The sequence below is a fragment of the Priestia sp. JNUCC 25 genome, from assembly GCF_053667915.1.
The window spans coordinates 2382934-2408658 of sequence record NZ_CM132211.1; the positions used below are offsets into that span (position 1 = coordinate 2382934).

At 37.2% G+C, this 25725-nt stretch carries 23 protein-coding genes and 2 other annotated features; of the genes, 21 read left to right on the forward strand and 2 right to left on the reverse strand.

What is annotated here, in order from left to right:
* The first annotated feature begins 19 nt into the window (after positions 1-19).
* The 18 genes from kamA to thrS all read left to right on the forward strand — a co-directional run bounded on the left by kamA (position 20) and on the right by thrS (position 18860).
* Entirely contained in the window at positions 20-1429 is a 1410-nt protein-coding gene (gene kamA / locus JNUCC25_RS12095) for a lysine 2,3-aminomutase (protein ID WP_016764132.1), read from the forward strand.
* Positions 1430-1431: 2 nt separating this feature from the next.
* Positions 1432-1710 (forward strand): YokU family protein, encoded by a 279-nt coding sequence (locus tag JNUCC25_RS12100; protein WP_013057076.1) that lies wholly within the window; start codon positions 1432-1434, stop codon positions 1708-1710.
* 101 nt (positions 1711-1811) lie between these two features.
* Positions 1812-3293 (forward strand): amino acid permease, encoded by a 1482-nt coding sequence (locus JNUCC25_RS12105; protein WP_029321808.1) that lies wholly within the window; start codon positions 1812-1814, stop codon positions 3291-3293.
* Positions 3294-3531: 238 nt separating this feature from the next.
* Positions 3532-4278, forward strand: a complete 747-nt coding sequence (locus tag JNUCC25_RS12110) for an MBL fold metallo-hydrolase (RefSeq protein ID WP_029321810.1) — start codon at positions 3532-3534, stop codon at positions 4276-4278.
* A gap of 68 nt (positions 4279-4346) precedes the next feature.
* Entirely contained in the window at positions 4347-4604 is a 258-nt protein-coding gene (locus tag JNUCC25_RS12115; RefSeq protein WP_013057079.1) for a SunI/YnzG family protein, read from the forward strand.
* Between the two features lie 38 nt (positions 4605-4642).
* Positions 4643-4915 carry a hypothetical protein gene (locus tag JNUCC25_RS12120; RefSeq protein ID WP_317175674.1) on the forward strand — a complete coding sequence of 91 codons (273 nt, stop codon included), beginning with the start codon at positions 4643-4645 and terminating at the stop codon, positions 4913-4915.
* The gene (locus JNUCC25_RS12125; RefSeq protein ID WP_307872054.1) at positions 4903-5103 is read left to right on the forward strand and encodes a GNAT family N-acetyltransferase; all 201 of its coding nucleotides are present in this window, start codon (positions 4903-4905) and stop codon (positions 5101-5103) included. Before JNUCC25_RS12120 ends, JNUCC25_RS12125 begins: the two co-directional genes overlap by 13 nt.
* A gap of 190 nt (positions 5104-5293) precedes the next feature.
* The gene (locus JNUCC25_RS12130) at positions 5294-6466 is read left to right on the forward strand and encodes an iron-containing alcohol dehydrogenase (protein WP_013057081.1); all 1173 of its coding nucleotides are present in this window, start codon (positions 5294-5296) and stop codon (positions 6464-6466) included.
* A gap of 180 nt (positions 6467-6646) precedes the next feature.
* Positions 6647-7852, forward strand: a complete 1206-nt coding sequence (locus tag JNUCC25_RS12135) for an MFS transporter (RefSeq protein ID WP_029321813.1) — start codon at positions 6647-6649, stop codon at positions 7850-7852.
* A 550-nt stretch (positions 7853-8402) separates the two neighbouring features.
* A complete protein-coding gene (locus JNUCC25_RS12140; RefSeq protein WP_029321816.1) occupies positions 8403-9665 on the forward strand; it encodes an ATP-grasp domain-containing protein in 1263 nt (420 codons plus the stop codon).
* 15 nt (positions 9666-9680) lie between these two features.
* The gene (locus JNUCC25_RS12145; protein WP_028408503.1) at positions 9681-10241 is read left to right on the forward strand and encodes a hypothetical protein; all 561 of its coding nucleotides are present in this window, start codon (positions 9681-9683) and stop codon (positions 10239-10241) included.
* Between the two features lie 32 nt (positions 10242-10273).
* Entirely contained in the window at positions 10274-11212 is a 939-nt protein-coding gene (locus tag JNUCC25_RS12150; protein WP_013057086.1) for a DMT family transporter, read from the forward strand.
* Between the two features lie 27 nt (positions 11213-11239).
* Positions 11240-12475: a DUF6421 family protein gene (locus tag JNUCC25_RS12155; RefSeq protein ID WP_029321826.1), complete on the forward strand. Its 1236-nt coding sequence runs from the start codon at positions 11240-11242 to the stop codon at positions 12473-12475.
* A gap of 15 nt (positions 12476-12490) precedes the next feature.
* Entirely contained in the window at positions 12491-13792 is a 1302-nt protein-coding gene (locus tag JNUCC25_RS12160) for a valine--pyruvate transaminase (RefSeq protein ID WP_064471681.1), read from the forward strand.
* 192 nt (positions 13793-13984) lie between these two features.
* The gene (locus JNUCC25_RS12165; RefSeq protein ID WP_029321830.1) at positions 13985-14443 is read left to right on the forward strand and encodes a cell wall hydrolase; all 459 of its coding nucleotides are present in this window, start codon (positions 13985-13987) and stop codon (positions 14441-14443) included.
* 142 nt (positions 14444-14585) lie between these two features.
* Positions 14586-14765 carry a hypothetical protein gene (locus tag JNUCC25_RS12170; protein WP_035438973.1) on the forward strand — a complete coding sequence of 60 codons (180 nt, stop codon included), beginning with the start codon at positions 14586-14588 and terminating at the stop codon, positions 14763-14765.
* Between the two features lie 184 nt (positions 14766-14949).
* Positions 14950-16692 carry a sulfatase-like hydrolase/transferase gene (locus tag JNUCC25_RS12175; protein ID WP_029321832.1) on the forward strand — a complete coding sequence of 581 codons (1743 nt, stop codon included), beginning with the start codon at positions 14950-14952 and terminating at the stop codon, positions 16690-16692.
* Between the two features lie 403 nt (positions 16693-17095).
* Positions 17096-17321: a binding site (T-box leader), on the forward strand.
* 39 nt (positions 17322-17360) lie between these two features.
* Positions 17361-17589 (forward strand) — a binding site (T-box leader).
* A gap of 53 nt (positions 17590-17642) precedes the next feature.
* On the forward strand, positions 17643-18860 hold the full coding sequence (gene thrS, locus JNUCC25_RS12180; protein ID WP_064471682.1) for a threonine--tRNA ligase: 1218 nt from the start codon (positions 17643-17645) through the stop codon (positions 18858-18860).
* A gap of 173 nt (positions 18861-19033) precedes the next feature.
* Here the strand turns inward: thrS and JNUCC25_RS12185 are convergent, their stop codons facing one another.
* Positions 19034-19246: a hypothetical protein gene (locus JNUCC25_RS12185; RefSeq protein ID WP_029321834.1), complete on the reverse strand. Its 213-nt coding sequence runs from the start codon at positions 19244-19246 to the stop codon at positions 19034-19036.
* A 385-nt stretch (positions 19247-19631) separates the two neighbouring features.
* Here JNUCC25_RS12185 and JNUCC25_RS12190 point away from each other — a divergent pair, with 385 nt between their 5' ends.
* Positions 19632-21032 carry an amino acid permease gene (locus JNUCC25_RS12190; protein WP_029321836.1) on the forward strand — a complete coding sequence of 467 codons (1401 nt, stop codon included), beginning with the start codon at positions 19632-19634 and terminating at the stop codon, positions 21030-21032.
* A gap of 66 nt (positions 21033-21098) precedes the next feature.
* Here JNUCC25_RS12190 and JNUCC25_RS12195 read toward each other — a convergent pair whose 3' ends face one another.
* Positions 21099-22307: an MFS transporter gene (locus JNUCC25_RS12195; RefSeq protein ID WP_013057095.1), complete on the reverse strand. Its 1209-nt coding sequence runs from the start codon at positions 22305-22307 to the stop codon at positions 21099-21101.
* A gap of 256 nt (positions 22308-22563) precedes the next feature.
* On the opposite strand from JNUCC25_RS12195, the gene JNUCC25_RS12200 reads away from it, so the two are divergent.
* Both JNUCC25_RS12200 and JNUCC25_RS12205 read left to right on the forward strand, forming a co-directional pair.
* Entirely contained in the window at positions 22564-23025 is a 462-nt protein-coding gene (locus JNUCC25_RS12200) for a MarR family winged helix-turn-helix transcriptional regulator (RefSeq protein ID WP_013057096.1), read from the forward strand.
* Positions 23022-25691 (forward strand): MMPL family transporter, encoded by a 2670-nt coding sequence (locus JNUCC25_RS12205; protein ID WP_029321839.1) that lies wholly within the window; start codon positions 23022-23024, stop codon positions 25689-25691. Before JNUCC25_RS12200 ends, JNUCC25_RS12205 begins: the two co-directional genes overlap by 4 nt.
* The last annotated feature ends 34 nt before the right edge of the window (positions 25692-25725 follow it).

The window sequence follows — 25725 nt, forward strand, 5'->3', positions numbered from 1 at the left end:
ACTTTGGAGGGAATATAAAATGAACAATACATTATATAAAGCAAGCAGACACTGGAAAGAAATCGAACTTTGGAAGGATGTAACGGATGAGCAGTGGAACGACTGGGTATGGCAGCTGACAAACACGATTAAAACATTAGAGGATTTAAAGAAAGTGATCAATTTAACACCTCAAGAAGAAGAAGGCGTAAAAATTGCAACCAAAACGATTCCGTTAAATATCACTCCTTATTACGCATGGTTAATGGATGAGAACGATCCGAAATGTCCAATCAGAATGCAGTCCGTTCCTATTTCAGAAGAACTGCATAAAACAAGGTATGATTTAGAAGATCCGCTTCACGAAGATGAAGATTCACCGGTTCCTGGCTTAACGCATCGTTATCCCGACCGCGTGCTGTTTTTAGTTACAAATCAATGCTCGATGTACTGCCGCTACTGTACAAGAAGACGTTTTTCAGGACAAATTGGCATGGGCGTTCCAAAAAAACAGCTGGATACAGCTATTAATTACATTGCAGCCAACCCTCAAATCCGTGATGTATTAATTTCTGGAGGAGACGGACTATTAATCAATGACAATATTTTAGAATATATTTTGAAAAATTTGCGCGATATTCCGCACGTAGAAATTATTCGTATCGGTACAAGAGCACCGGTGGTGTTCCCGCAGCGCATTACAGAAAACCTGTGCAATATCTTGAAGAAATATCATCCGGTTTGGCTAAATACGCATTTTAACACATCAATTGAAATTACAGAAGAATCAAAGCGTGCTTGTGAAATGCTTTCGAACGCAGGAGTTCCAGTTGGAAACCAAGCGGTTATTTTAGCCGGAATTAACGACAGCGTGCCAATCATGAAGCAGCTTATGCATGATTTAGTAAAAATTCGCGTGCGTCCTTATTACATTTATCAATGTGATTTATCAGAAGGAATCGGCCATTTCCGTGCGCCGATCAGTAAAGGGCTAGAAATTATGGAAGGACTTCGCGGCCATACGTCCGGCTATGCAGTTCCTACGTTTATCGTGGATGCTCCTGGAGGGGGCGGTAAAATTCCGCTGCAGCCAAACTACATTATTTCTCAAAGCTCCAATAAAGTGGTGCTTCGAAACTTTGAAGGTGTTATTACATCTTATCCGGAGCCGCAAAATTACCAAAGTGGTAGCGCAGAAGAATTTTATAAAAAAGTATATCCTGAAGTGTTTGAAAAATTTGAAAGCAACGGTGTTCTTTCGATTATTGATGATACAAAGTTCAACTTAACGCCAGAAGGTCTAAACCGTCTTGACCGCCGGAAAACGTATGACCAAAATCCAGAGCATAGCTCTTTGAAAGACAAGCGTGAAAAACGCGATCAATTAAAAGAGAAAAAATTTGAAACGCAAATGAAAAAATACGAAACGGCGGGAGCGAAGGAGGAATAATATTGAAATGTCAATGGTGCGAATCCTATGAAGCGAAAGAGACGGATGCAACGGTTTATTGGGAGCTTCCTGACGGCACAAAAGCCATAGAAATTAAAGAGACGCCTTCCATTACATGTTCAGAATGCGGAATTACGTATCAAACAGATGAAACGGTAGGACACATTGAAGATCAACTGTTTTTAATCAACACCTCTGCCTTAGAAAAAAGTGTAACGTACGAACAGCTTATGAGCCTGCCTCGTCTATTAAAACGAAACTACTTTGATTTTTCAAAGTAAGCAATGAAGAGTCCATCTCCTACTTTTTATAGGAGATGGATATTCTTATACGCTTTACGTTAAACATGTGCGCATAGTTCATTTATAAAGGTGGGATAAGTATGGAAGCGGTCGATATAAATCGTAATGAAGAAGAAAAAAAGCAGGACGATAAGCATATAAAACGCCATTTAAAAGCACGCCATATGACCATGATTGCCATTGGAGGGTCAATAGGAACTGGCTTATTTCTAGCTACCGGATCATCCATCCAAACTGCTGGACCTGGAGGAGCACTGATTGCTTACGGGGCCATTGGAATTATGGTTTACTTTCTCATGACTAGTCTTGGAGAAATGGCCACGTTTATGCCGGTCTCAGGTTCTTTTTCAACGTACGCCAGTCATTATGTAGACCCAGCTCTCGGCTTTGCGCTCGGCTGGAACTACTGGTTTAACTGGGCTGTTACGCTCGCTGTAGAAATAGCTGCTTCTGCTATTATCATGAAGTTTTGGTTCCCTGATGTTCCAAGTATTATCTGGAGCGCTTTGTTTTTAGGCTTAATTTTTTTACTTAATTTCCTATCTGTAAAAAGCTATGGAGAATCTGAATATTGGTTTGCTCTCGTAAAAGTAGTAACCATCATTGTGTTTATCGGAGTGGGACTTCTGACGATCTTTGGCATTTTCGGCGGTGAATATATTGGCTTTAAAAATTTTACATTAGAAGAAGCGCCGGTCAACGGCGGATTTCTGTCCGTACTAAGCATTTTCTTTATCGCGGGATTTTCTTTTCAAGGTACAGAGCTAGTCGGCATTGCAGCGGGGGAAAGTGAAAACCCTCAAAAAAATATACCAAAAGCCATTCGCCAAGTCTTTTGGCGCATTCTTCTATTTTATATTGCAGCCATTGCTGTAATCGGGCTCATCATTCCTTACACAAGCCCATCTCTTCTAGGAGGAGACGTGGATAACATTGCTGTTAGTCCATTTACGCTTGTTTTTGAAAAGGCAGGAATTGCTGCAGCTGCTTCAGTGATGAATGCTGTTATTCTTACCTCGGTTTTATCAGCCGGAACTTCTGGCTTATATGCTTCTACGCGAATGTTGTGGTCAATGGCAAATGAAGGGCAAGCGCCTAAAGCGCTTCGAAAAATTAATCGCCGAGGAATTCCAGTAAACGCGCTTGTTTTAACCACTATCATTGGCGGTCTTGCCTTTTTAACATCAATTTTTGGTGATCAAATGTATATGTGGCTTTTAAACGCTTCAGGCATGAGCGGATTTATTGCGTGGATCGGTATTGCCATCAGCCACTATCGTTTCCGAAAAGCATATGTTGCTTCAGGACAGGATATAAATGAACTGGCGTATAAAGCAAAATGGTTTCCTCTAGGTCCTGTTCTTGCATTTGGAATGTGCCTCATCGTTATTCTAGGTCAGAATTATCAAGCGGTACTTTCTGACAAAATTGATTGGTACGGCTTGACGGTCTCATACATCGGTCTGCCTCTCTTTTTAGCGACGTGGTGGGGATATAAAATAGCAAAGAAAACCAAGGTTGTACCTTTGCATGAGTGTATCCAAAGAGACGATAAGAAATAAAAAAGCTATACGGCTAACGATAAGTAAAAAAGGTGAACCTTGGACAACAAGGTTCACCTTTTCATTTATAAAAATTTATCATAGTAAGCTTTATTTTATAGATATCATAGCATAAAAAGTGATTTTTTTCCAGTCTGGTTTTTATTTTGTTTATTGATAAAATTCAAGAATACCACTGCATGCTAAGCGATTATGGAGGCTGAAAATCTTTGTACTTTAATAAGAAAAGGGGTTTGCAATGAGAATTTCTGCAGGTGTTGAAATGCTACAGTTGACTGCCAGAGCTTTTGACCAAGATATAATATTAAATCCTACATTAGTTTGGAATAACGATGAAGCTATTCTAATTGATACAGGAATGCCTGGGCAAACCGATCAACTGAAAGAGGCCTTGGGTGAATTGAATATATCTATTGAACAGCTAAAAGTAATTCTTTTAACACATCAAGATCTAGATCATATAGGATGTGCGACTGATATACGAAAAAAATCAAATGAAAATATCATCGTATATGCTCATGAATTTGATAAGCCGTATATTGAAGGGAAACTTCCGCTTATTAAAACGAATGCGAGTCGAATGAGTAACGAAGAACTAGCAGCTATACCTGATGAAATAAAATATTTGTATACAAACCCTCCAAAAGTTGACGTAGATATAGTATTAAAAGGGAGTCAAATGCTCCCATACTGTGAAGGCATTGAACCGATTTTTACCCCTGGACACACACCTGGGCATGTAAGTTTTTATTTAAGAAAATCAAAAACACTGGTTGCTGGAGATGCTTTAGTATTTGCAAATGGACAACTAATGGGACCTGTTAAACAAACGACCTTAAATATGGACCAAGCAGTTCACTCACTGGAAAAATTCTTACACTACGACATTGAGCATGTTATTTGTTATCATGGGGGGTATTTTAAAGGCTGTCCGAAAGAAGCGATTTTAAGGATAAAAGAACGCATTGCACAGGGAGAAAGTTAAGGGGAAATGAACTTGTTTTTTTTGCTAGAACAAGTAAGGGAAAATAAAAACCAAAGGGGATGTATAAAATGTTTACACCATCTATCAGTGTCCGAAAAATAAATGATAATCTCATTATAAAATGGCAGCTTTCACACTTTACGGTTCCGTTAGAAGACATTCTTGAAGTAACGGAAGATGACACGTACGGAGGTAAAGAAGCAAACGCCATTCGAATTGGTCCTCCGTACGGAACCACTGACCGCATCTTTATAAAAACGACCAATAAAAACTATCTGTTATTTACCTCAAACGCACCGGCTATATTAAACGAAATAAACTCATAACGACCATTACTAAATACGAGAGATATAGGAGAGAAAAATTGAAGATTAGTCGTACTTTCGATGCTGGTAAAATTGCCAAGCTTAATCAGTCTGTTCATCAACTGCATGTAGAATTATACCCGCAGCATTTTCAAACATATGATTTTCATCAGGTACATGAATTTTTTAAGAAAGTGATGAAAGACGATAGATTTATCTTTCTTTTAGGAGAAGACGAAGGTCAGCATGTAGGGTTCGCTTGGCTGGAAATAAAGCAGTATTCAGAAACAGTGTTTAAAAAGCTTACGAGTCAATTTACGTGCATCAAATAAACATCGCAGAATCCTATAAAAACAAAGGGTTTGGTTCAAGTTTGATGAAAGAAATTTATAGCATTGCTCGTACAAACGACATAAATACAATTGAGTTAGATTATTGGAATGATAATACGATTGCCGAAAGCTTTTACGAAAAAGAAGGATTTGTTACGTATAGAAAAATGGCTTATAAAGAACTTTAAAAAGAGCATTTACTTGCTCTCTTTTTTATATCCAAGAAGCCATTTTCTTCATTTTAATTACTCAATAAAATAAAGTACGCGATTTGAGAACTTAACTCTTGAAAAATTTTTGTTTTACATTTATACTTACATTCTTGTTCGCGTAATGCGACAACTTACTTTATATTCAACTAGGAGGTATACAGATAGTATGGAAAATTTCATTTATCATAATCCCACAAAATTAATCTTCGGAAAAGATCAGCTTCAAGTATTATCAGAAGAACTCCCGAAATACGGAAAAAATATTTTGCTTGTATACGGCGGAGGAAGCATTAAGAAAAACGGTTTATACGATCAAGTTCTTACGCTGTTAAAAGAGTTAAACGTAAATATACATGAGTTAGCGGGCGTAGAGCCAAATCCTAGACTATCTACGGTACGAAAAGGAATTGAGATTTGCCGAAATGAAAACATTGACTTCATGTTAGCAGTCGGCGGAGGAAGCGTTATTGACTGCACAAAAGCAATCGCTGCCGGAGCTGAGTATGAAGGAGACGTCTGGGATATTATTAACAAAAAAGTAACGGCTACAAAAGCACTGCCGTTTGGAACGGTATTAACATTGGCAGCAACAGGTTCTGAAATGAATCCTGATTCTGTTATTACGAATTGGGAAACAAATGAAAAATACGTTTGGGGCAGCTCTGTTACGCATCCTGTATTTTCTATATTAGATCCTGTGAACACGATGTCTGTTCCTAGAGATCAAACTATCTACGGCATGGTAGACATGATGAGCCATGTATTTGAACAATATTTCCATAACGTGAAAAACACGCCTTTACAAGATCGTATGTGCTATTCCGTATTACAAACAGTAATTGAAACAGCACCGAAATTACTAGAAGATCTGCAAAGCTACGAGCATCGCGAAACGATTTTATATTCCGGAACAATCGCGCTAAACGGAACACTTCAAATGGGCTACTTTGGAGATTGGGCTTCACATACTATTGAACACGCAGTGTCAGCTGTATATGACATTCCTCACGCAGGCGGTTTAGCAATCCTATTCCCAAATTGGATGCGACACGTTGTAGATCAAGATGTAACTCGTATGAAGCGTGTAATGACAAGTATGTTCGATATTGAAACTGCAGGTAAAAGCGACAAAGAAATTGCGTTAGAAGGAATCGATAAGTTAAGCGCTTTTTGGTCCAGTCTTGGTGCACCTTCTCGCTTAGCAGATTACGATATCGGCGAAGAGCGACTAGACGAAATTGCTGGAATTGCTGCTCGTGAAATGGAGTACGGAGGTTTCGGTAACTTTAAAAAACTAAATAAAGGTGATATTTTAGCTATTTTAAAAGCGTCACTGTAAAGTGAAAACCAAAAAGAAGGAGACATCTGTCTTCTTCTTTTTGGTTTATCTTATAAATGACTGGAAATTAAGTAGAGCAGGAAGAATGGTTTTTTTCTCAAATTTCAGTTAACAACTAAAGGAAAAGCTTTATAATTAAGTACAGAGAGAACGTTTTAGAGAATTTAAGGGAGTGGGGAGATGAAAAAGTTTGCGCTAGCTTCATATGCGCTTTATTTGCTGGGCGGATTAGTCATTACAGCCGTAGGGTCCGTCTTACCGCAATTGCTAACACATTATCATGTGTCCTATACAGTTGGCGGACAGCTTGTATTATTAGGTTCTTTAGGATTTTTGATAGGAGTTCCGCTATCTTCTTTTCTATTAGGACGCTTCAGAGAAATGAATTTACTTACAATTGCCGCACTAATGATAGCGCTATCACAAATAGGTATGCTTTTATTGCCTCCATTTGAGTGGATTATTGCATTCAATTTTTTAAACGGTATTGGTGTAGCCGCATTGGAAGTAGTTGTAGCTACTTTAATGATGGAAGTATTTATCGGTAGAAGAGCTATTGTTATGAGTTATTTAGAAGTATCATTTGGTCTAGGTGCGCTGTTGATGCCGTTAGTAGCTAGCTTATTGATTTCGCAGAACAGCTGGAGGTTTTCATTTTTTATAACGAGTGTACTAGCTTTACTAATGGTTGTGGTCTGCAAAATGATTCCTTTTAAAAAAGAGACTGTTTTAACTTCAGAAAGCGATTCTTCAGACGCCAACTCAGAACCTGCGCCTGTGCTTGCTAAAAATCAAAGATGGAAAATACTTGCTCTTTTTAGTGTGATGATTTTTATGTACGCCGGAGTAGAAAGCAGTATGAATAATTTTCTTTCGTCTATTTTTATCACGTATCTAGATGTAATTCCGTCACAGGCTACTTTAAGCATAAGCGTTTTTTGGGTGGCTATGCTATTAGGACGAGTGGCTACTGGATGGATTATTCGAATCGTTACATACGAACGCTATCTTTTTGGCAGCATTGGAGGAACAATTGTGAGTTTAGTGCTGTTTATCGTATTAAAAGAAGCTGTCGCAGGCTATATTTTATTAGGGTTTTTAGGGCTTGCAATGTCAGGTATCTATTCGATTACGATGGTATATGCTAATCATACATTTACCGGATCTGCTCGTATTGTAACAAGTTTAATTACTGGTTTTTCAGGGCTTGGAGGAGCTATTTTTCCTGCGCTTATTGGCTTTACTATGGACGCAAGCGGAATTACCTCAGCACTTTGGTACATAACAGCTTTTGCATGTTTATATCTTCTGGCGCTTTGCATCATTTTTTTCGTTCAGCGTGATGCAAAACAAAAAGCTAATAATCATTTGCAGCCTATGAAATAAATGTTACGTCAAAAAAAGAAGTGAATTATAAGTTCACTTCTTTTTATTTTTATTTTCTCTTTCGTTATAGTAAACAAAAAGGGTTCACATAAATTCAAACAAGAAAGTGAAAAATGGATATATCTATGAAAAAGGAGCGCAATATGAAAGAAGTGAATATAAAGGATCCCGCATTAAACCCCGACATTGCATTAAAAAGAATACTAAATGAGATGGCTGAAAAAGATGTAACTTTATAAATGGTTAATATCTATTTTAATAAAAAATATAAAAAAGAAAGGTTGAATCTATGTCGACCTTTCTTTTTTTATAAAAATTCTCATTAAATTTTTTCTAACAATATCTTTATAATCAAATAGCAAAATTCCTGCTTTTAATTTCGCTTTAGTATTAACCCTATAACCCATTCTTTTCTTAACTTTTTACTAATATATCAAATATTCTATATATTCCTAATGTTATATAAAATTAAATTGACAAATATATGAAGCGGTCATTAGAATTTAGTCATCGAACAGTGAAGAGCTGTTTAAAAGTAGGGGGGAAGTAAATGCCGTTACAAAATAAGCATCTAGCAGTTGTGTTACAAAATACATATTTAACGTTTATTTTTGAAGAAGCAGAAGCTCTCGGAATTAAAGTGACGTTTTTTTATAACCAGGAAGAAGTAGAACCTAAGCATCTTAAAAACGTACAAAATTTCATACCCATCGATTTATTTCACACCCCAGACAAAGCTCTTGAGATTATTAAAGCAGAGCATCACAAAAATCCTTTTGACGGCATTATGACATTATATGAGCCTGCATTAGAGTTTGTATCTCAGCTGACAGAAGAATTAAACTTACCTGGTTTATCACCGTTTGTGATTAGTAACTGTCGCAACAAACAGAAGATGAGAGAGGTTTTAAAAGATAATGATCTTAACACTCCGTATTTTAAAGAGGTTGAAAATACGGAGGAATTAAAGAATCTTTCACTGCCTTATCCTGTCGTAGTAAAACCTTCTAACGGATTTTCCAGTCAAGGTGTATCACGAGCGAATAATAAAAAAGAACTGATTGACAGCATAGAAAAAGTGAGACGCGTAAATGAAGAAGACCTAAGTAAATTCACAAAAAATAAAACGGGCATGGTAATTGAACAATTTATAGACGGGCCAGAGTTTGCTATTGAAACGTTTTCTGTAGAAGGGGAAGTTTATGTACTTTCTATAGGTTATAAAGGGAATTCCAAAGGCCCTTTCTTTGAAGAAGGTGTTTATATAGCTCCAGCTCAGCTAGAAGAAAACGTTTGGCAATCTATTGCACGAGAAGCAGCTAGAGCAGCAAATGCTTTAGGGATTGAGGATGGCCCGGCTCATATTGAATTACGCCTGGATCCAGCGGGAAAACCTTATGTAATTGAAATAGGAGCGCGCATTGGAGGATCTGGGATTTCTCATTATATCGTAAAGGAAAGTACAGGTATTAACTATATGGAGCTAGTTTTTTACTATGTATTAGGATTAAAACCTCCTGTATTAAAAAATGAAAGAAAACGAAAGAAAGTGGTGGGCAACTACATTATCCCTGTGCAAGGCTATGGGATTTTTAAAGAAATTCGAGGCTTAGAAGACGTGCGTAGAGATACTGAAGTAAAAAGGGTTATTCAATTTATAACTAAAGGGACAGACATTTTACCATATCCGCACTTTTCAGGTTACCCTGGATTTATTTTAACCACTCATGACTCTTATTACGACTGTGAGCAGTATTACAGCTATTTAGATAACAAAGTAAAAATCGTTTATAAAAATAAAGTAAACGCATAGGGGGTATCAAAGGCTATGATAGTTGCAGAGTCGTCTAGTAAGAAAAATAAGCAGCTTCAAAAAATTAGCATTATCCATACCTTAGGGCCTGAAGGAACAAATTGTGAAAAAGCAGGCTATCTGTGGTTCGAACGCCAAAGCATACAAGGTCAGGTCTTTTTGCATCAAACGTTGGAAGAAGCTTTAGTTCATGTGAAAGAAACAGAGAGTTCTGCTCTTCTAGGCTGCGCGGTATATCCTTACTTACATGATATTGTATTCAAAAACTTAACTAGTTTAGAGCTAGTAGATAGCTTTATTATGCCAACGTATAACATGGTGCTTGCCTCAAAAGAAGAGGTGATAACAAACAATAACCTGTTAATTGCTTCACATCCTGCCCCTGTTGATTTAGCTCATTCCATCAGTCCTAATGTTCAGTTAGTAAATAGTAATGCTCAAGCGGCGATTGATTGCTTAGAAGGAAAGGTAGACGCATGTATTACAACGAGTAAAGCCGCTAACGAGCAGGGGTTAACAGTTGTAAAAGATTTTGGAGAAGTGCCGATGTGTTTTACGCTCCACGGAAGAAAATAGGCTTAACTTTAAAAAAGAAATAAGGTGAAACAGTGATTTCTAAATTAACCCGTATTCATGTACATCTTTTGTTTTGTCTATTAGCCGTCATCGGGGGAACGACATGGGCTTTTCAAAAGACTGGATTAAAGGATAGCTTGCCTCTATGGTCAGCAGGTATGAGGTTTTTAATTGCTAGTTTAATAATTGCCCTCTACCTCTTACTCACAAAAAAAATGGCCATTTCAAAAGAAGTAGTAATTATTTCAGCATTAAACGGAATTTTGTACTTTGCTCTACCGTTTGGTTCTGTTTATTGGGCATCCGTCTATTTGCCAAGCGGGCTTGTTTCCGTTTTAGCTGCCAGCATTTCAGTGTTTGCCCTTTTATTTAATCGCTTATTTAAAGGAACACCAGCTACAAAAGGACAAAAGATAGGTGTAGTCATGTGCTTAATTGGTATGAGCGTTGTATTTGGAAATCAGCTGTTTATACAGGGGAATGTGATTCAAATAGTAGCCATGATTGTCATTTTAATGGCTATGCTAGGTTCTGCTTTTATAACTGTTCAAGTTCAATCTCGCATAAAATCCTTGCCTATTATGACCTTTAATTCTTTTTCGATGCTAAGTGGAGGCGCTTGTTTACTGATTGTTAGTTTGTTTGTAGAAAATGGAAACCGCACTTTCTCTGGTATTAGTCTTATCTCATTATTATATTTGGCCATTATAGGGTCGGTCTTGGGGTTTTCTATTAATATTTATTTATTAAAAAAATGGCATATATCAAAAGCAACGGCGCATTTATTTATTTCACCGGTTATCGCCTTATATGTAGGGTTTGTCTTTTTAGGTGAAACATTAAACAAACAGGTCTATATAGGTACAGCATTTGTAATAGCAGGGGTTATATTTATTAACTTGAAAAAGCAAGTAGAGAAAAACACAAATAACTCTACTCTTACATCATCTAAAAATATTTCTGCTAAGTAGCTGTTCTAAAAAAGGAGGGTTTTAATCATGTTAACAAAAAATCATACCCAAAGTTTAGTGGAGTTATTAAACGATAAAATAGTACCTGCTCTATATGAGATAAGAAAATATCAGGGCCCAAATGGAGAGGTCAAAAGAAATTACGAAAAAGCTAGAGAACTCTTATTAAAAGTAGTTGCTGAAACTGAAACAATATATAACTCTTTAAATTTACCTGTAGTGTGGAATGCATTAAAAAATGACGTATGTGATTGGATTGAAAGAGGACTCGATCAAGCTCCTTATTTTGATCAAACGTTAATTGCTTATAGCCCGCCTGCAAACGGGGAGGCGACGTTCTTTTTAGGACCGATTGTAACGCCTAATGGCCCTACAAAAAGAGGGTTTTATTTAGAAGCCTTTATCGCCGTTCGTGATGAACCTGAAATCATGAAATCCATTGAAGCAGACCTTCCTCATCCTAAAAATGGATGTGAATCTTTAAAGCTGTTAGCTGGTACTCAAGGATTTATGGAAGGGAAGTGTATTGTATTTTTCCCTGAGAATGTAAAAACAAAAGAAAAGGTAACAAGTCAAAACTTCGCGATATTTTTCTTTAATAAATTTCACAGCATATACAATCAGGATACATTAAAAAGAGCGTATTCTATCTTTCCTGATTTTAACTTTAAATCTCATACTATGAATAGAGAAGACACTTATCAGGCAAGGGTGATTTGGGGATATCTGCATGATTATTACCATCACTGCGGAAATAAACCTTTTGACCAACATATACAGGCGAAAATGAATTTTTTTGCAGGCATACTAGAAGAAGTTAAAGTAGATTGCCAGACGGTGCTGACTCTTTATAAAAGAAAATATCCTTTTTGGGAAGAGATAACGGAATTTGTTCTCTTTGAACGACTTTTAAGATACCCTAGTCAGCATAATGCACCCCGAAACTTTGATTCTGGAACAGGATTTTTTCTTTTTAGCTGGTTAGTTGCAAATGGGCGTTCAATATCCCGAAAAGGAGACCATGCTTATTTAGATTTAGACATATGCTTAAAAGAACTGGATCTTTTAGTAAAAGAAATTGAAGAACTTGAAACGATTCAAAGTGACCTTGACTATAAAGAAGAAGCTGAACATTATGTTCGAAAATACTTATTACCTAGTGAGAACGATGATAAATTTATTATCCCGGACAATTACTTTATTAATCAGCAAAATAAAAAGATTGAAGTTCCATACTTACTATTCGATGACCATAATCTTTAAGGAGAAGGTGCACTAGTGACTGCTTTGCATTTAAGTAAAATAGGAAACAAAATGACTAATAAAGTAGGCGTTCGCGCTATTATGCATGATATCCAAGAAGTGCTCAATTCCAATCTTAATCAATATGTGAATTTAAGTGCTGGCAACCCCGCCATTCTCCCTCAAGTTTATGAAATGTGGGAAGAAGCTTTAAAGGATATTGTGAACGACAAACAATTAAAAAATTTGATTAGCCAATATGGTTCTAGTTACGGTACGCATGAATTAATTGATTGCATAAGAGAATATTTCTTTACGAATTATCATATTAAACTGGACAGAGAACAAGTCTTGATCACTTCGGGAAGTCAAAATCTCTTTTTTTTAGCTTTAAATTCGTTTTGCGGTACAAGTAAAGAAGGAAGGGTAAAAAAAGCATTAATACCTATGCTGCCAGATTACGCTGGGTATAGTGGAGTCGCGCTTGAGGAAGGTGTAATAGAAGGAATTCCTCCTATCCTCTCAAAGCTTGATCATCATACGTTTCGTTATGAATTTAACAAACAAGCATTTAAAGATAAAATAGCTCAGGACCCAGACGTCGGAGCTGTTGTATTATCAAGACCTAATAACCCAAGCGGCAACATTCTTTCTGAAGAATCCGTACAGCTTATATCCCAAGTGTGCAAGGAATATCAAATTCCATTGCTAATTGATTCAGCTTACGCACCGCCTTTTCCTGCTATTAATTTTATTGAAATGGATCCAATCATACATGATAATATCATTCACTGCATGAGTCTTTCTAAAGTCGGATTGCCTGGAGAGAGAATAGGAATTGCTATAGGAAAAAGTGACTTCATAAAAGTAATGGAAGCATTTCAATCAAATATTTTGATTCACTCTTCTAGGTTAGGTCAGCGAATGGTGGTTAGCACCTTAAAAAGCGGGCAGTTAGCCGGAATTTCAGCTAACCATATAAGAACTCATTATAAACAAAAACATGACTATTTAAAAAATCTTTTAACTATACGTATGCCGGATGATATTCCTTGGTATTTGCACAAAGCGGAAGGTTCGTTATTTGGTTGGCTTTGGTTAGAAGGTTTGCCTTTCAGTGATACCGATCTATACAATAAATTAAAAGCAGAAAACTTGATTGTAGTGCCAGGCGGGTCATTCTTTCACGGTAGCCAATCTTCTTCTCACAACCGGGAGTGCATTCGCATAAGTCTTACTGCTGCAGATGAGGAGTTAAAGAAAGGAATTGATATTCTTTCTTCAGTAGTTAAGGAAATATACAGTTCAAACTTTATATTTCAAACAGAAAAAATATAATTTCTTTAAGATTTAGAAGTGCAACTAATACGTAATCATAAAAGGTCCAGTTTTATAAGCTAAAGATTGTTTGAAGAAGACAATAACATCCAATTTCTTTTGGAACTGGATAATTTTTTGTAATGAAAGACTCCTATATTTCTGCTAGCATATGAACCACGTCAAGAAATAGCAAGGAGGCTTTTTATTTTTATGATAAAGAAACTAGTGATTGCTATAGCAATGCTTATCCCAAGTTTTGGTGCAGGTTACTCAGCATTTGCTGCAGCGCCCGCTCATGAACAGCACATTCAAGTAAATAAAAATGATAAAGAATTATTAGCTCGTCTTGTATCAGCTGAAGCCAAAGGAGAGCCTTATGCAGGCAAAGTAGCCGTGGCGACAGTTGTATTAAACAGAGTCGACAGCAGCAAATTCCCGGACACTGTAAAAGGCGTTATTTATCAAAAAGGTCAGTATAGTCCGGTCAGCAACGGTCAAATTAATAAACCTGCAGACACAGATTCAAAAAAAGCTGTAGAAGAAGCAATTAACTTCCAGGGTCAAGGAAAAGGTTCATTATTCTTCTTTAATCCTGATAAAACGGGAGATCAATGGCTGCGCCAAAAACAAGAAACAATTAAAATAGGACATCATGTATTTGCAAAATGATGAAAAAGCTAATGGCTAGCTGCGCGCTGCTATTAGCTTTTTTAGTTATGTACATAAAATAAACAGTAGAACAACCTTTAAAATTGGAATTTAATGGTAAAATATAAGAAGTCATTCATACTTAAAAATATGAGGTGATAACGTGAAAGAGAATATGATGTTTGCTTGGATAGCTTCATGGTTAGCTCTTGCTGGTCAGCTCGTTTTTTTTATGGGAGTAGCGCTTTTTACAGGGGATTGGCGCTATATGATGTGGAGTTTTATGATAAGCATAATCGTAGGTATACCTAGTATCATTGGTACCTATAAACGAAATCAGTAGCTAAAAGCATACAAAAAATAAGGAATATCGTATTGAAATGAGCTATGAAAGACTTAGAGAAATCCTCCAAGTCTTTTTTGTTTGGGCATAAAAAGACATGAATCGTACTCCGTTCTTCTAAAAAAAGTGCTTTTTACATAGTTTATCAATACAGAAAATTTGATAAACACGCGGAGGAGTAAACATGCAGAAGCAGCCTAATTTTTTGTTAATTATCGTGGACGAGGAGCGATTTCCACCCTTATATGAAAGTAAAGAACTAAAAAAGTGGCGAAAAAAACATTTAAAAGCACATGAATTTTTAAAACAGCATGGAATGGAATTTACCCGTCACTACGTCGGTTCTACAGCCTGTTCACCAAGTCGAGCCACATTGTTTACAGGGCAGTATCCTTCCTTGCACGGAGTTACGCAAACGCAAGGTATCGCAAAGAAGTCACAAGATCCTGATATGTTTTGGCTGCAGCCTAATACCATCCCGACGATGGGAGATTATTTTAAGCAGGCTGGGTATCAAACCTTTTATAAAGGAAAATGGCACATTTCTGATGAGAACATCTTAATTCCAGGAACACATAACGTTTTTTCTAGCTACCAGATGCAAACAGGAATACCGGATCTAGAGAAAGAGTGCCTCTATCAACAGGCTAATAAGCTTGAAAAGTTTGGGTTTTCAGGGTGGATTGGTCCAGAACCGGAAGGGAGAAACCCGCACAATTCTGGTTCATCCGCGGCCGTTGGAGTGAGCGGACGAGACGAAATATATGCAGAGGAAATCATAGAGCTTATTCAACGATTAGAACATCAAGCGACTGCGCAGCCTTGGCTCATGGTAGGTTCGTTTGTGAACCCGCATGACATTGCGCTGTTTGGAGCGATTACCAAACACCTTCCTATGTTTCAGTTTTCTATTGATGAGACGATTCCGAACATCGATCCGCCACCTACCATTAGAGAATCTTTGCAAACAAAGCCTAGCGCTCAAAGCAGCTATAAATACATCTATCCAAAAGCGCTGCAGCCGACGCCAAATTCTAGCTTCTACCGGCGCTTGTATTATCAGCTGCAAAAAAATGTTGATAAACAAATTTTAAAAGTTCTTCGGACCATCGAACAATCTTCGTTCTATGAAAATACAATTATTATTTTTACCTCTGATCATGGTGATTTGCTTGGAGCTCACGGTGGACTACATCAAAAATGGTACAACATGTATGAAGAATCTATTCACGTTCCGCTTCTCATTCACAACAAATGTTTATTTCCCAATTATCAACGTACAGACCTGATGACTAGTCACGTTGACTTGATTCCGACAATGCTTAGTTTAGCTAATATCGATGCTTCCGCTGTTCAAAAGCAATTACAAAAAAGTCATACGGAAGTACATCCATTTGTTGGGCGAGACCTGTCAGGTATACTTCGAGGAGAATCGTCTCTTGAGCAAGTGCAAACACCGATTTTCTTCATGACGGATGATGACCCGACAAAAGGACTTCACCAAACAAATTTTTTAGGAGAAAGCTACCCGTCAGTTGTTCAGCCTAATCACATTCAAGCGGTCATTGTCGAGTTTTCGTCAGCGGCAGGAAAGGAAATTTGGAAATACGCTCGTTATCATGATAATCCGCAATTTTGGTCAGCAGCTGAAGAAAAAGATAAAGTCAATCACCGGGAGCAATATGAAGGTTACCCTGTAAGTTTTACTACCCTTAAAACAACACGTGTTCCCGATCAAATTGAAATGTACAATTTGACCAAGGATCCGTTAGAAACAGTAAATCTGGCTCACCTGTATTTTTCGACAAATGAAACAAGGAAAGTTCAGCGGCAACTTGATGTTATTCTTAAAGAACAAATCAGGAAAAAACGGATTTTTCCGCAAAGTAGAAGCATGAATGATGAGCTTCCCTCTAAAGATAGATAAAAAATAGTTTCTACGGATTGAAGTCAACTATTTGGGTGAGCAGAAAAAGGTGTATTTAATATTTTAATATATAAATAAAAAACCTGATAATGCTTGTGCTATGTTATTTGTTCTGATTTGGGATAGTATTGGGTTTCACTTCGTTACTACCGCTTAGATAAAACAAATAAGGACTTATAGTATCTTTCTTTTTCGCCTTTATTGTTATGAAAATAAAGGTGAAAATAAGAATGAAAAGTAGTCGTTAATAGTATAATAAAAAACTTTTTCAGTCCGTGTATTCTTAAGTAACTTTTCAAAAATTTAAGCATAAAGTAATTCTATACCATTAAAAAATAAAAAATTACTTCTTGACTTCTGTTAAATTTATACACTATAATCGCTTTTAACAACTAATAAACAGTATTTGGCAATGAAAAGGACACGAATTAGATGCTGTTTTCTTCGCAGAGAATAGGGCCACTGGCTGAGAGCCCTTAAGAAATCATCTAATTTACCACCTTAGAGCTATTGCAGGGAACGTGCATAACTGAAACTGCAATCGGTAAAACCGTTATCTTTTTAAGCGTAAAATACGTATGGGTATTTTACGGAATTAGGGTGGTACCACGGCCGCATTCGTCCCTTCACTAGGGATGAGTGCGGTTTTTTATGTAGAAAAAAAGAATATACAAGCAATGAAAAGGACATGAATCATTTTTGAATTTTCTTTACAGAGAGTAGGGTCACTGGCTGAGAACCCTTAGAAAACGAAATGAATTTACCACCTTGGAGCTGCGGCGGGGAATGTGTATACACTGAAACCGCAACCGGTAGAACCGTTATCTTTTTAAGCGTAAAATACGTATGGGTATTTTACGGAATTAGGGTGGTACCACGGCCGCATTCGTCCCTTTACTAGGGATGAGTGCGGTTTTTTTGTTAAATAAAAACATATTGGAGGAATGAACATGTCAAAACAAATGGAAGCAGAAAAGCGAAATCATCAAAAATTAGGTCAAGAACTGGAGCTGTTTATGTCAATAGAAGAAGCTCCTGGTATGCCATTTTTCTTACCTAACGGAATGATTATTCGAAACGAGTTAGAGAACTACTGGAAACAAAAGCATTATAAAGCAGGCTATCAAGAGATAAAAACACCCATCATGATGAAACAGGAGCTGTGGGAACAATCAGGGCACTGGGAGCACTATCATGAGAATATATATTTTTCAAATGTTGACGAACAAAACTATGCGATTAAACCGATGAATTGTCCGGGAGCCATTTTATTGTTTAGCAGCAAGCGAAGAAGCTACCGAGAACTTCCGATTCGATACGCAGAGCTTGGATTAGTTCACCGTCACGAGCTTTCTGGATCTTTAAACGGATTGCTAAGAGTCCGTTCATTCACACAGGACGACGCTCATTTATTCGTAGAACTCAGTCAGATCGAAGCTGAGATTAGCCGCATTCTAGCGTTTATCCATGACTTTTACTCACATTTTGGCTTCGATTACAAAGTGGAGCTATCCACACGACCTGAAAAATTCATGGGAAATATTGAAACATGGAACCAAGCAGAAAAGTCGCTTCAATCTGTGTTAAGTGAAAAAGGCTTAGACTATCAGGTGAATGAAGGAGACGGAGCTTTTTATGGGCCGAAAATCGATTTTCATATTTTAGATTCCTTAGGTCGCAGCTGGCAGTGCGGAACAGTTCAGCTTGATTTCTTAATGCCAGAGAAGTTTGACTGTATGTATATTGGAGAAGACAATAAACCTCATCGTCCCGTAATGATTCACCGCGCTATATACGGTTCCGTTGAACGATTTATGGCCATCTTGATTGAACATTACGAAGGTCAATTTCCTCTTTGGTTAGCTCCTGTTCAACTCAAACTATTGCCTATTGCACCGCCGCATGTGGAATATGCATATAAAGTGAAACACGAGCTGGAGTTAAAAGGGTATCGTGTTGAAGTAGACGATCGCATTGAAAAAATAGGGCTGAAAATTCGAGAAGCAGAAATGCAGAAAGTTCCTTATATGGCCGTGATAGGAGATAAAGAAGTGGAAAATGAATCGCTTGCTATGCGAAAGCACGGGAAGAAAAATATAGGAACAGTAAGTGTGGAAGAGGCAGCTGTACACTTGAATAAAGAAAAGAATTCAAACAGAGTTTATTGAAGCTATTTACCTTACTAAATAGAAAAATCCGATTTTTTTAAGTCGGATAGTGATTCCCTTCATCTTGTCTTACACCAAAATGAAGGGAATATTGAACTAGAAGGGTATAAGATAATATATATCAGCAGTATAACTTTTGCCTTAGACAAACGCCGGTATTTTATAAAAAAAATTTATCTTATTCCATTCGAATCGTTTGTACGGGATGAAGCTGAAGCCGAAGCCTCATCTGATGGTTCGTTCATGTTCTGCTGATCTCGCTTTTTTTTAGAAGGAGAGTAAAAAAGAAATTTAAACATAAAGTACACTCCTAATGCTAGTAAAATACAGCCAATAAGTAAGTTAAGCATCTCTCTCCGCCCTTCATACACTTCAGTTTTCATCATTATAACACCCGGTAAGATAAAACATTCATTGTTCTGTAAATAATCTCTAGGTCAGGAATTTACATCTGAAGATAGTTAGTAAAAAAGTTATCTAAAAACATATAAAATAATTTTTTAGAATATTATTTTTATTCAAACTTATTATACATAAGCACAATGATAATCTCTTTATTTAGTTTATAAATCCAAAATAGAGCAATATTAAGAAATCGCTTACAAAAACTCTTGAAATATATATAATGATATTAGTATACTAATAGACAAGTTAGTAATTATTTCTATATAATTACTTCTGTATCTGAAGTAAAAACGCGCAGCCAAATAGGGAAAACGTCATTTTCAAGTTTTTTTAAGTGATGAGTGGCAACAGAGAGGAGAGAGTGCAATGGGAAAACTATTTAAAAAGAAGTCAATCGAGCAATTATTAGAACAAAGCCAAAACAAATCTCTAGTCAAAACATTAGGAGCATTCGATTTGACTCTTCTTGGTATTGGAGCCGTAATAGGAACAGGGGTTTTAGTATTAACAGGCTTAGTAGCTGCTAACGATGCTGGACCAGCCGTTATTTTTTCTTTTATATTGGCTTCTATTGTATGCGGTTTTGCAGCGCTGTGCTATGCGGAATTTGCTTCAACTATACCTGTATCTGGGAGTGTTTACACCTATACATATGCAACCATCGGCGAAGTGGTAGCACACTTAATGGGCTGGACGTTGCTTTCTGTCTATTTGTTAACAATGTCAGCAGTAGCAAATGGATGGTCTTCTTATTTTAACAACTTTTTAGAAGGCTTCGGTTTTTCACTGCCAAAAGAATTGATTACGATACCTGCAAATGGAGGTCTAGTGAACCTTCCTGCTATTTGTATTACACTTCTTATTACATGGCTGCTTTCAAGAGGAACAAAAGAAAGTAAAAAAGTGAATAACTTTATGGTGCTGGTTAAATTATTTATTATCCTTCTCTTTATTATTGTAGGAGCTTTTTATGTAAAACCGTCTAATTGGACTCCTTTTATGCCTTATGGAGTTGAAGGTGTTGTGACAGGGGGCGCGGCCGTATTTTTTGCTTTCTTAGGTTTTGATGCCTTATCTACATCAGCAGAAGAAGTAAAGAATCCGCAGCGCAATTTGCCCATTGGAATTATTAGTTCACTTGTGATCTGCACGATTATTTATGTAGCAGTATGCCTTGTTATGACCGGAGTTGTTTCGTACAAAGAACTGAATGTCCCAGAAGCAATGGCCTATGTTCTCCATTCAGTAGGACAAAATGCAGTGGCAGGAGTTATTGCTGCAGGAGCTGTCATTGGAATCATGGCTGTTATTTTCGCCTACATTTATGCAGCAACACGCATTTTATTCTCCATGAGCCGCGACGGCTTGCTGCCAAAAGCATTTGCTAAAACAAATGAGAAAACAGGAGTTCCGACTCTTTCTACTTGGCTAGTAGGGATTATCGGAGCGTTAATTTCAGGGTTTATTGATCTAAAAGAACTTGCGAATTTAGCAAATATCGGAGCTCTTTTAACTTTCGGCATGGTGGGCGTCAGCATTATCATCTTACGTAAAACGCACCCAACTTTAAAACGTGGATTTACAATGCCGTTTGTACCTGTTTTACCAATTTTATCTGTATTATCTTGTTTATTTTTAATGATTAATCTTCCTAAAACAACATGGCTGTATTTTAGCATATGGATTGTGCTTGGTATATTTGTATATGTCGGTTATTCTCGTAAACACAGTCGATTAACAAGTAAAGAAATGAAAAAAGCGAGTTAAAAGTAAAAAAAGAGCCTTTCAGCAAAGAAAGGCTCTTTTTTTATTTTTTGTTCGGTTGTTAGAGAATTAGGACGATTGTTCACTATGTTTTTTGCGTGTTTCCACAATAAAAAGACAAGTGCTGATAACAAAAGCCGTTCCTACAAAAATGGCGCCGACCCAAGGAAGTGAAGTAAGTCCCATATGGTTAATAATCACGCCCCCGAAAAAGGCGCCAAAAGCATTTCCTAAGTTAGCAAACGAGTGATTCGAAGTAGAAGCTAAAGCAGGTGCTTCCTGTGCTAAGTTCATAATTTTCACTTGAATACCAGGCATTACAGCAAATGCTGCTGCTCCCCAGAAAAAAAGCGTGATAATTGCTGCTGTTGGGCTTTTAACGGTAAACGTAAAAATAGTCAGCACAATACAAAGAAAAGCAAATATACCTACAACCGAAGGCATTAACTTCCAGTCTGCAAGCTTGCCTCCAACAACGTTTCCGAGCGTAACGCCGCATCCATATAATACAAGTATCCACGTAACGCTATGTTCACTTACTCCTGTAACATCTTCAAGAAGCGGTGTAATGTACGTAAAAACAGTAAATAAACTGCCGCATCCTATTGCGCTTAAAAGAAGCATCACAAGAAGTTTTGGTTGAGTAAAAGCAGCAAACTGCTGTTTTAGACCCGTTAATTTGTCTTGACCAAGCTTTGGAATAAACAGAATAATACCAATAAATGCAATAATCCCCATGATCGTAATAGCCCCGAATGAAGCTCTCCAGCCTAAGTGTTGCCCAATAAATGTTCCCACAGGAACCCCGATGATATTTGCAATGGTTAAACCTGCCATCATCGTTGCGACAGCACTTGCACGTTTATGAGGTTGTACGAGTCGTGAAGCAATAACAGCGCCTACTCCAAAGAAAGTACCGTGACATAATGCCGTAACTAAACGAGCTCCCATTAAAATTCCATAGCTGGGTGCAATAATAGCAATTGCATTTCCGAGAATAAATAAAAGCATAAGTAAACAAAGCAGAAGCTTTTGAGGAAGTCGATGAGTAAAAATGGTTAAAATTGGCGCGCCGATTGCTACCCCTAAAGCATAGCTTGTAATTAGCTGGCCAGCAGTCGAAATGCTAACATGAAGGTCTTCCGCAACGTTAGGCAGTATCCCCATAATAACAAATTCCGTCATTCCAATAGCAAAAGCTCCAAGAGTCAACGAGATGAGAGCAATTGGAAAGGAATCTTTCTTACTTACCTGCTCATTAGCATGCATTGTATTCATGTGTGATCACCCTTTCTGTGTATAAAATTTATATCTCCTTGAAAAGAAGTCAATTACTAATAATACTTAAGTGATGGAGCTTTGACAACCAAAAAAGATGATGTAAGCGGTATCTTTTGGGATTTCTATTTATCTTTATCATATATGAAGACAGTCGGACATAAATTTATTGACAGAATAAAGTTTAGTCCTATAAACTTTTTTTAAAGTTGGATAGTTTATACCTATAAACTAAATGAATAAAGGAGAGAAAACAGTGACAAAAAGCAAATTATATCAAGCTGTAGAACTTTTTGAAGAAGTGCTGTTTGTAGGAACAGAAGTAATTCATAGAGAGATCAGCCATAACCTCTTTGAACATGTCTCTAGGCAGCAGTTTGATTTATTAAATAGTTTAATGATTAAAGGTCCGTCTTCACCTGGCAGTCTTGCAGTCTTGCAAGGTGTTCATAAAAGTGCCATTTCGAATCGAATCAAAAAACTGCTCGAAAAAGGGCTTGTGGAATGGGACGCTAATGAACTAGAGAGCGATAAACGTTCTAAGCTTATTAAGATTACGGCTGAAGGCGAAAAGGTAATAAATGACGGAAATGCCGCGTGTTTTAGTATCATTGAGAATTTGTTTGATGATGTAGAAGAAGAAAAAATAGATACATTTATTGAAATTCTTACAATGGCAAAAGAAAAGTTAACTACAAAAGGGGAAAGCAAAGAATGAAATTTATTGTGAAATTTAAATGGGTGATTGCGGCCTTCATTTTAGCTTTAACAGTTATATTGATGCTAACGTCACCAAATTTAACAAAGCTCGCAAGTGAAAAAGGACAGTCTCAGCTTCCCGACGATGCCGTTTCATCTAGAGCCAGCCAAATTCTAAAAAATGCTGGAGAAGACAGTAATACCATCAGCATGGTTATCAAGTTAGATAACGCATTAGATAAAGATAGTGAGAAACAAATACAGAAAATCATTGATAAGACAGAGAAAATTAAAGGTGTAAAAGATGTCACAACGCCTTTAACAGATGATCAAGATGTTCGTAATCAATTAATGTCTAAAGACAAAAAAACCGTTTTAGTTCCGGTTACTGTCAGTGGATCGGATGAAAAAGTTGAAAAAATAGCGAATCAGATTTATGATAGCGTGCCAAAAGACACTACGGCATATGTAACAGGTGCATCTCTTATTAATCAGGATTTTGCACACAGTTCAGAAGAAGGGTTAAAGAAAACTGAGTTTATTACTATCTTTTTGATTTTAGGTTTGCTTTTACTCGTTTTCCGTTCAGTCGTGACGCCGTTTATTCCTATTTTAATTGTGGGAATCACATACTTAATCAGTCAATCGTTACTAGGGATTTTAGTTAAAAATGTCGATTTTCCAATCTCAACGTTCACGCAAACGTTCTTAGTAGCTATTTTGTTTGGAATTGGTACGGATTACTGCATTCTTTTACTTAATCGTTTCCGTGAAGAATTGGCAAACGGACATGATAAAGTAGAGGCCACGATCACGGCATATCGTACAGCAGGAAGAACGCTATTTATCAGCGGAATTGCCGTATTTATTGGGTTTGCAGCCATTGGATTTGCCAAGTTTGCCATTTTCCAGTCGGCTGTCGGGGTAGCAGTGGGCGTAGGTGTACTGCTAGTCATTTTATTTACTCTGCTTCCACTTTTTATGGTTACGCTTGGAGAAAAATTATTTTGGCCGTCTAAAAAAGTGGCTTCTCATAGCGATAATAAGCTGTGGGGCTTTTTAGGAAAAAAGGCAGTGGCGCGACCGTTCGTGTTTTTAGTCATTACAGCGATTATTACCGTACCTTTTATTGTAACGTACGACTCAAAAGTATCGTTTGATTCTACTGCTGAAATAAGCAGTGATTATAAATCTATAAAAGGACTAAATGCTATCAGTGATGCACTGGGAGAAGGAAAAGCGTTTCCTGTCAATGTTATTATTAAAGGAGATAAAGAGTTAACAAAGGCGGATGCTATTCCTTATTTAGGAAATATAAGCAAAGCAATTGAAAAAGTGGATCACGTGGATTCTGTTATGACTATCACACAGCCTACCGGAGAAAAGATTGATGATTTATATGTTAATTCACAGCTAGGCTCTGTATCAGACGGAATCAAAGATGCTGTTAAAGGAATCGGAGATGTAAAAAAAGGATTAAGTGATGTTGAAAAAGGGCTAAATCAAATAGCTGACCAAACGGGTTCTGCTTCTAAAGAGAAATCTGGCGGGTCGCTTGCACCTGCTGCAGATGGATTAGCTCAAATTAATCAACAGCTGCAGCTTGTCAGCACTCAGCTCTCTACAACAGGAAATGTGCAGCAAGCGGTTCCGCAGCTTGTTGCAATCAGTAAACAGCTTACCACCATTCAAACCGGTCTCCAACAAGCAAATGAGAATCTTTCAGCTCAGCAAGGTCAAGTTGGAACGTTATCAGACAGTATCAACCAGTTAGCAAAAGGCGTTAACAGTGCGAATGACGGACTGACGAAGATCTCAGATGGCTTAACAAAAGCAACAGATATGCTTGATAACATGAGTGACAGCTCAACAGTTAGAGATACGGGTATTTACCTTCCAGCAGAAGTGATGAAAGATAAAGGATTTAAACAATCCATCGATAACTATTCTTTTGCAGATGGAAAAGGAGTTAAGCTCAGTGTAGTGCTCGATCAAAATCCGTATTCTGAAGAAGCCATTTCAACCGTAAAAAATATTGAAAAAGCGGTGGCAAGCGAAGTCGTTGATACGCCGTTTGAGCATACAGAAATTGTGTACGGAGGGGTATCGAGCTCAAATGCGGATTTAAAAGATTTATCTACAACGGATCTTTCACGCACAATGGTTATTATGATGATTGGATTGTTTATTGTGCTGACCATTTTATTCCGTTCAATGATCATGCCTGTATACATGATTGCTTCACTGCTGCTTACGTATTATACAGCAATGGGAATCTCAGAGCTTCTATTCGTGGATATAATGGGGAATGACGGAATCAGCTGGGCTGTGCCATTCTTTAGTTTTGTTATTTTAGTTGCCCTTGGAATTGACTATTCTATTTTCTTGTTAGACCGTTTTAACGAAGAAGTAAAAAGCGGCGTAGCAGAAGGGATGGTTACGTCCATGAGTAAGATGGGATCGGTTATTATTACTGCTGCTATTATCTTAGCCGGAACGTTTGGGGCTATGATACCATCAGGTGTATTAACACTTGTTCATGTAGCAACGGTTGTTATTATTGGTCTTTTACTTTATGGCCTTATCATTCTTCCACTTCTTATGCCAGCGATTGTCGTGACGCTTGGAGAAGGAAACTGGTGGCCGTTTCTTCGAAAAAAAGAAAAATACAAAGTAGAAGAATAACTTGTATATGCTAGCTGTATCAAAAATCAGATAC

Bases quoted from the DNA above. Each gene is read 5' to 3' on its own strand.
- JNUCC25_RS12190 (WP_029321836.1), top strand. From the start codon at position 19,632: ATGGGAAAACTATTTAAAAAGAAGTCAATCGAGCAATTATTAGAACAA.
- JNUCC25_RS12135 (WP_029321813.1), top strand. From the start codon at position 6,647: ATGAAAAAGTTTGCGCTAGCTTCATATGCGCTTTATTTGCTGGGCGGA.
- thrS (WP_064471682.1), top strand. From the start codon at position 17,643: ATGTCAAAACAAATGGAAGCAGAAAAGCGAAATCATCAAAAATTAGGT.
- JNUCC25_RS12105 (WP_029321808.1), top strand. From the start codon at position 1,812: ATGGAAGCGGTCGATATAAATCGTAATGAAGAAGAAAAAAAGCAGGAC.
- JNUCC25_RS12115 (WP_013057079.1), top strand. From the start codon at position 4,347: ATGTTTACACCATCTATCAGTGTCCGAAAAATAAATGATAATCTCATT.
- JNUCC25_RS12195 (WP_013057095.1), bottom strand. From the start codon at position 22,307: ATGAATACAATGCATGCTAATGAGCAGGTAAGTAAGAAAGATTCCTTT.
- JNUCC25_RS12185 (WP_029321834.1), bottom strand. From the start codon at position 19,246: ATGATGAAAACTGAAGTGTATGAAGGGCGGAGAGAGATGCTTAACTTA.
- JNUCC25_RS12140 (WP_029321816.1), top strand. From the start codon at position 8,403: ATGCCGTTACAAAATAAGCATCTAGCAGTTGTGTTACAAAATACATAT.
- JNUCC25_RS12165 (WP_029321830.1), top strand. From the start codon at position 13,985: ATGATAAAGAAACTAGTGATTGCTATAGCAATGCTTATCCCAAGTTTT.
- JNUCC25_RS12155 (WP_029321826.1), top strand. From the start codon at position 11,240: ATGTTAACAAAAAATCATACCCAAAGTTTAGTGGAGTTATTAAACGAT.
- JNUCC25_RS12130 (WP_013057081.1), top strand. From the start codon at position 5,294: ATGGAAAATTTCATTTATCATAATCCCACAAAATTAATCTTCGGAAAA.
- JNUCC25_RS12205 (WP_029321839.1), top strand. From the start codon at position 23,022: ATGAAATTTATTGTGAAATTTAAATGGGTGATTGCGGCCTTCATTTTA.
- JNUCC25_RS12145 (WP_028408503.1), top strand. From the start codon at position 9,681: ATGATAGTTGCAGAGTCGTCTAGTAAGAAAAATAAGCAGCTTCAAAAA.
- JNUCC25_RS12175 (WP_029321832.1), top strand. From the start codon at position 14,950: ATGCAGAAGCAGCCTAATTTTTTGTTAATTATCGTGGACGAGGAGCGA.
- kamA (WP_016764132.1), top strand. From the start codon at position 20: ATGAACAATACATTATATAAAGCAAGCAGACACTGGAAAGAAATCGAA.
- JNUCC25_RS12110 (WP_029321810.1), top strand. From the start codon at position 3,532: ATGAGAATTTCTGCAGGTGTTGAAATGCTACAGTTGACTGCCAGAGCT.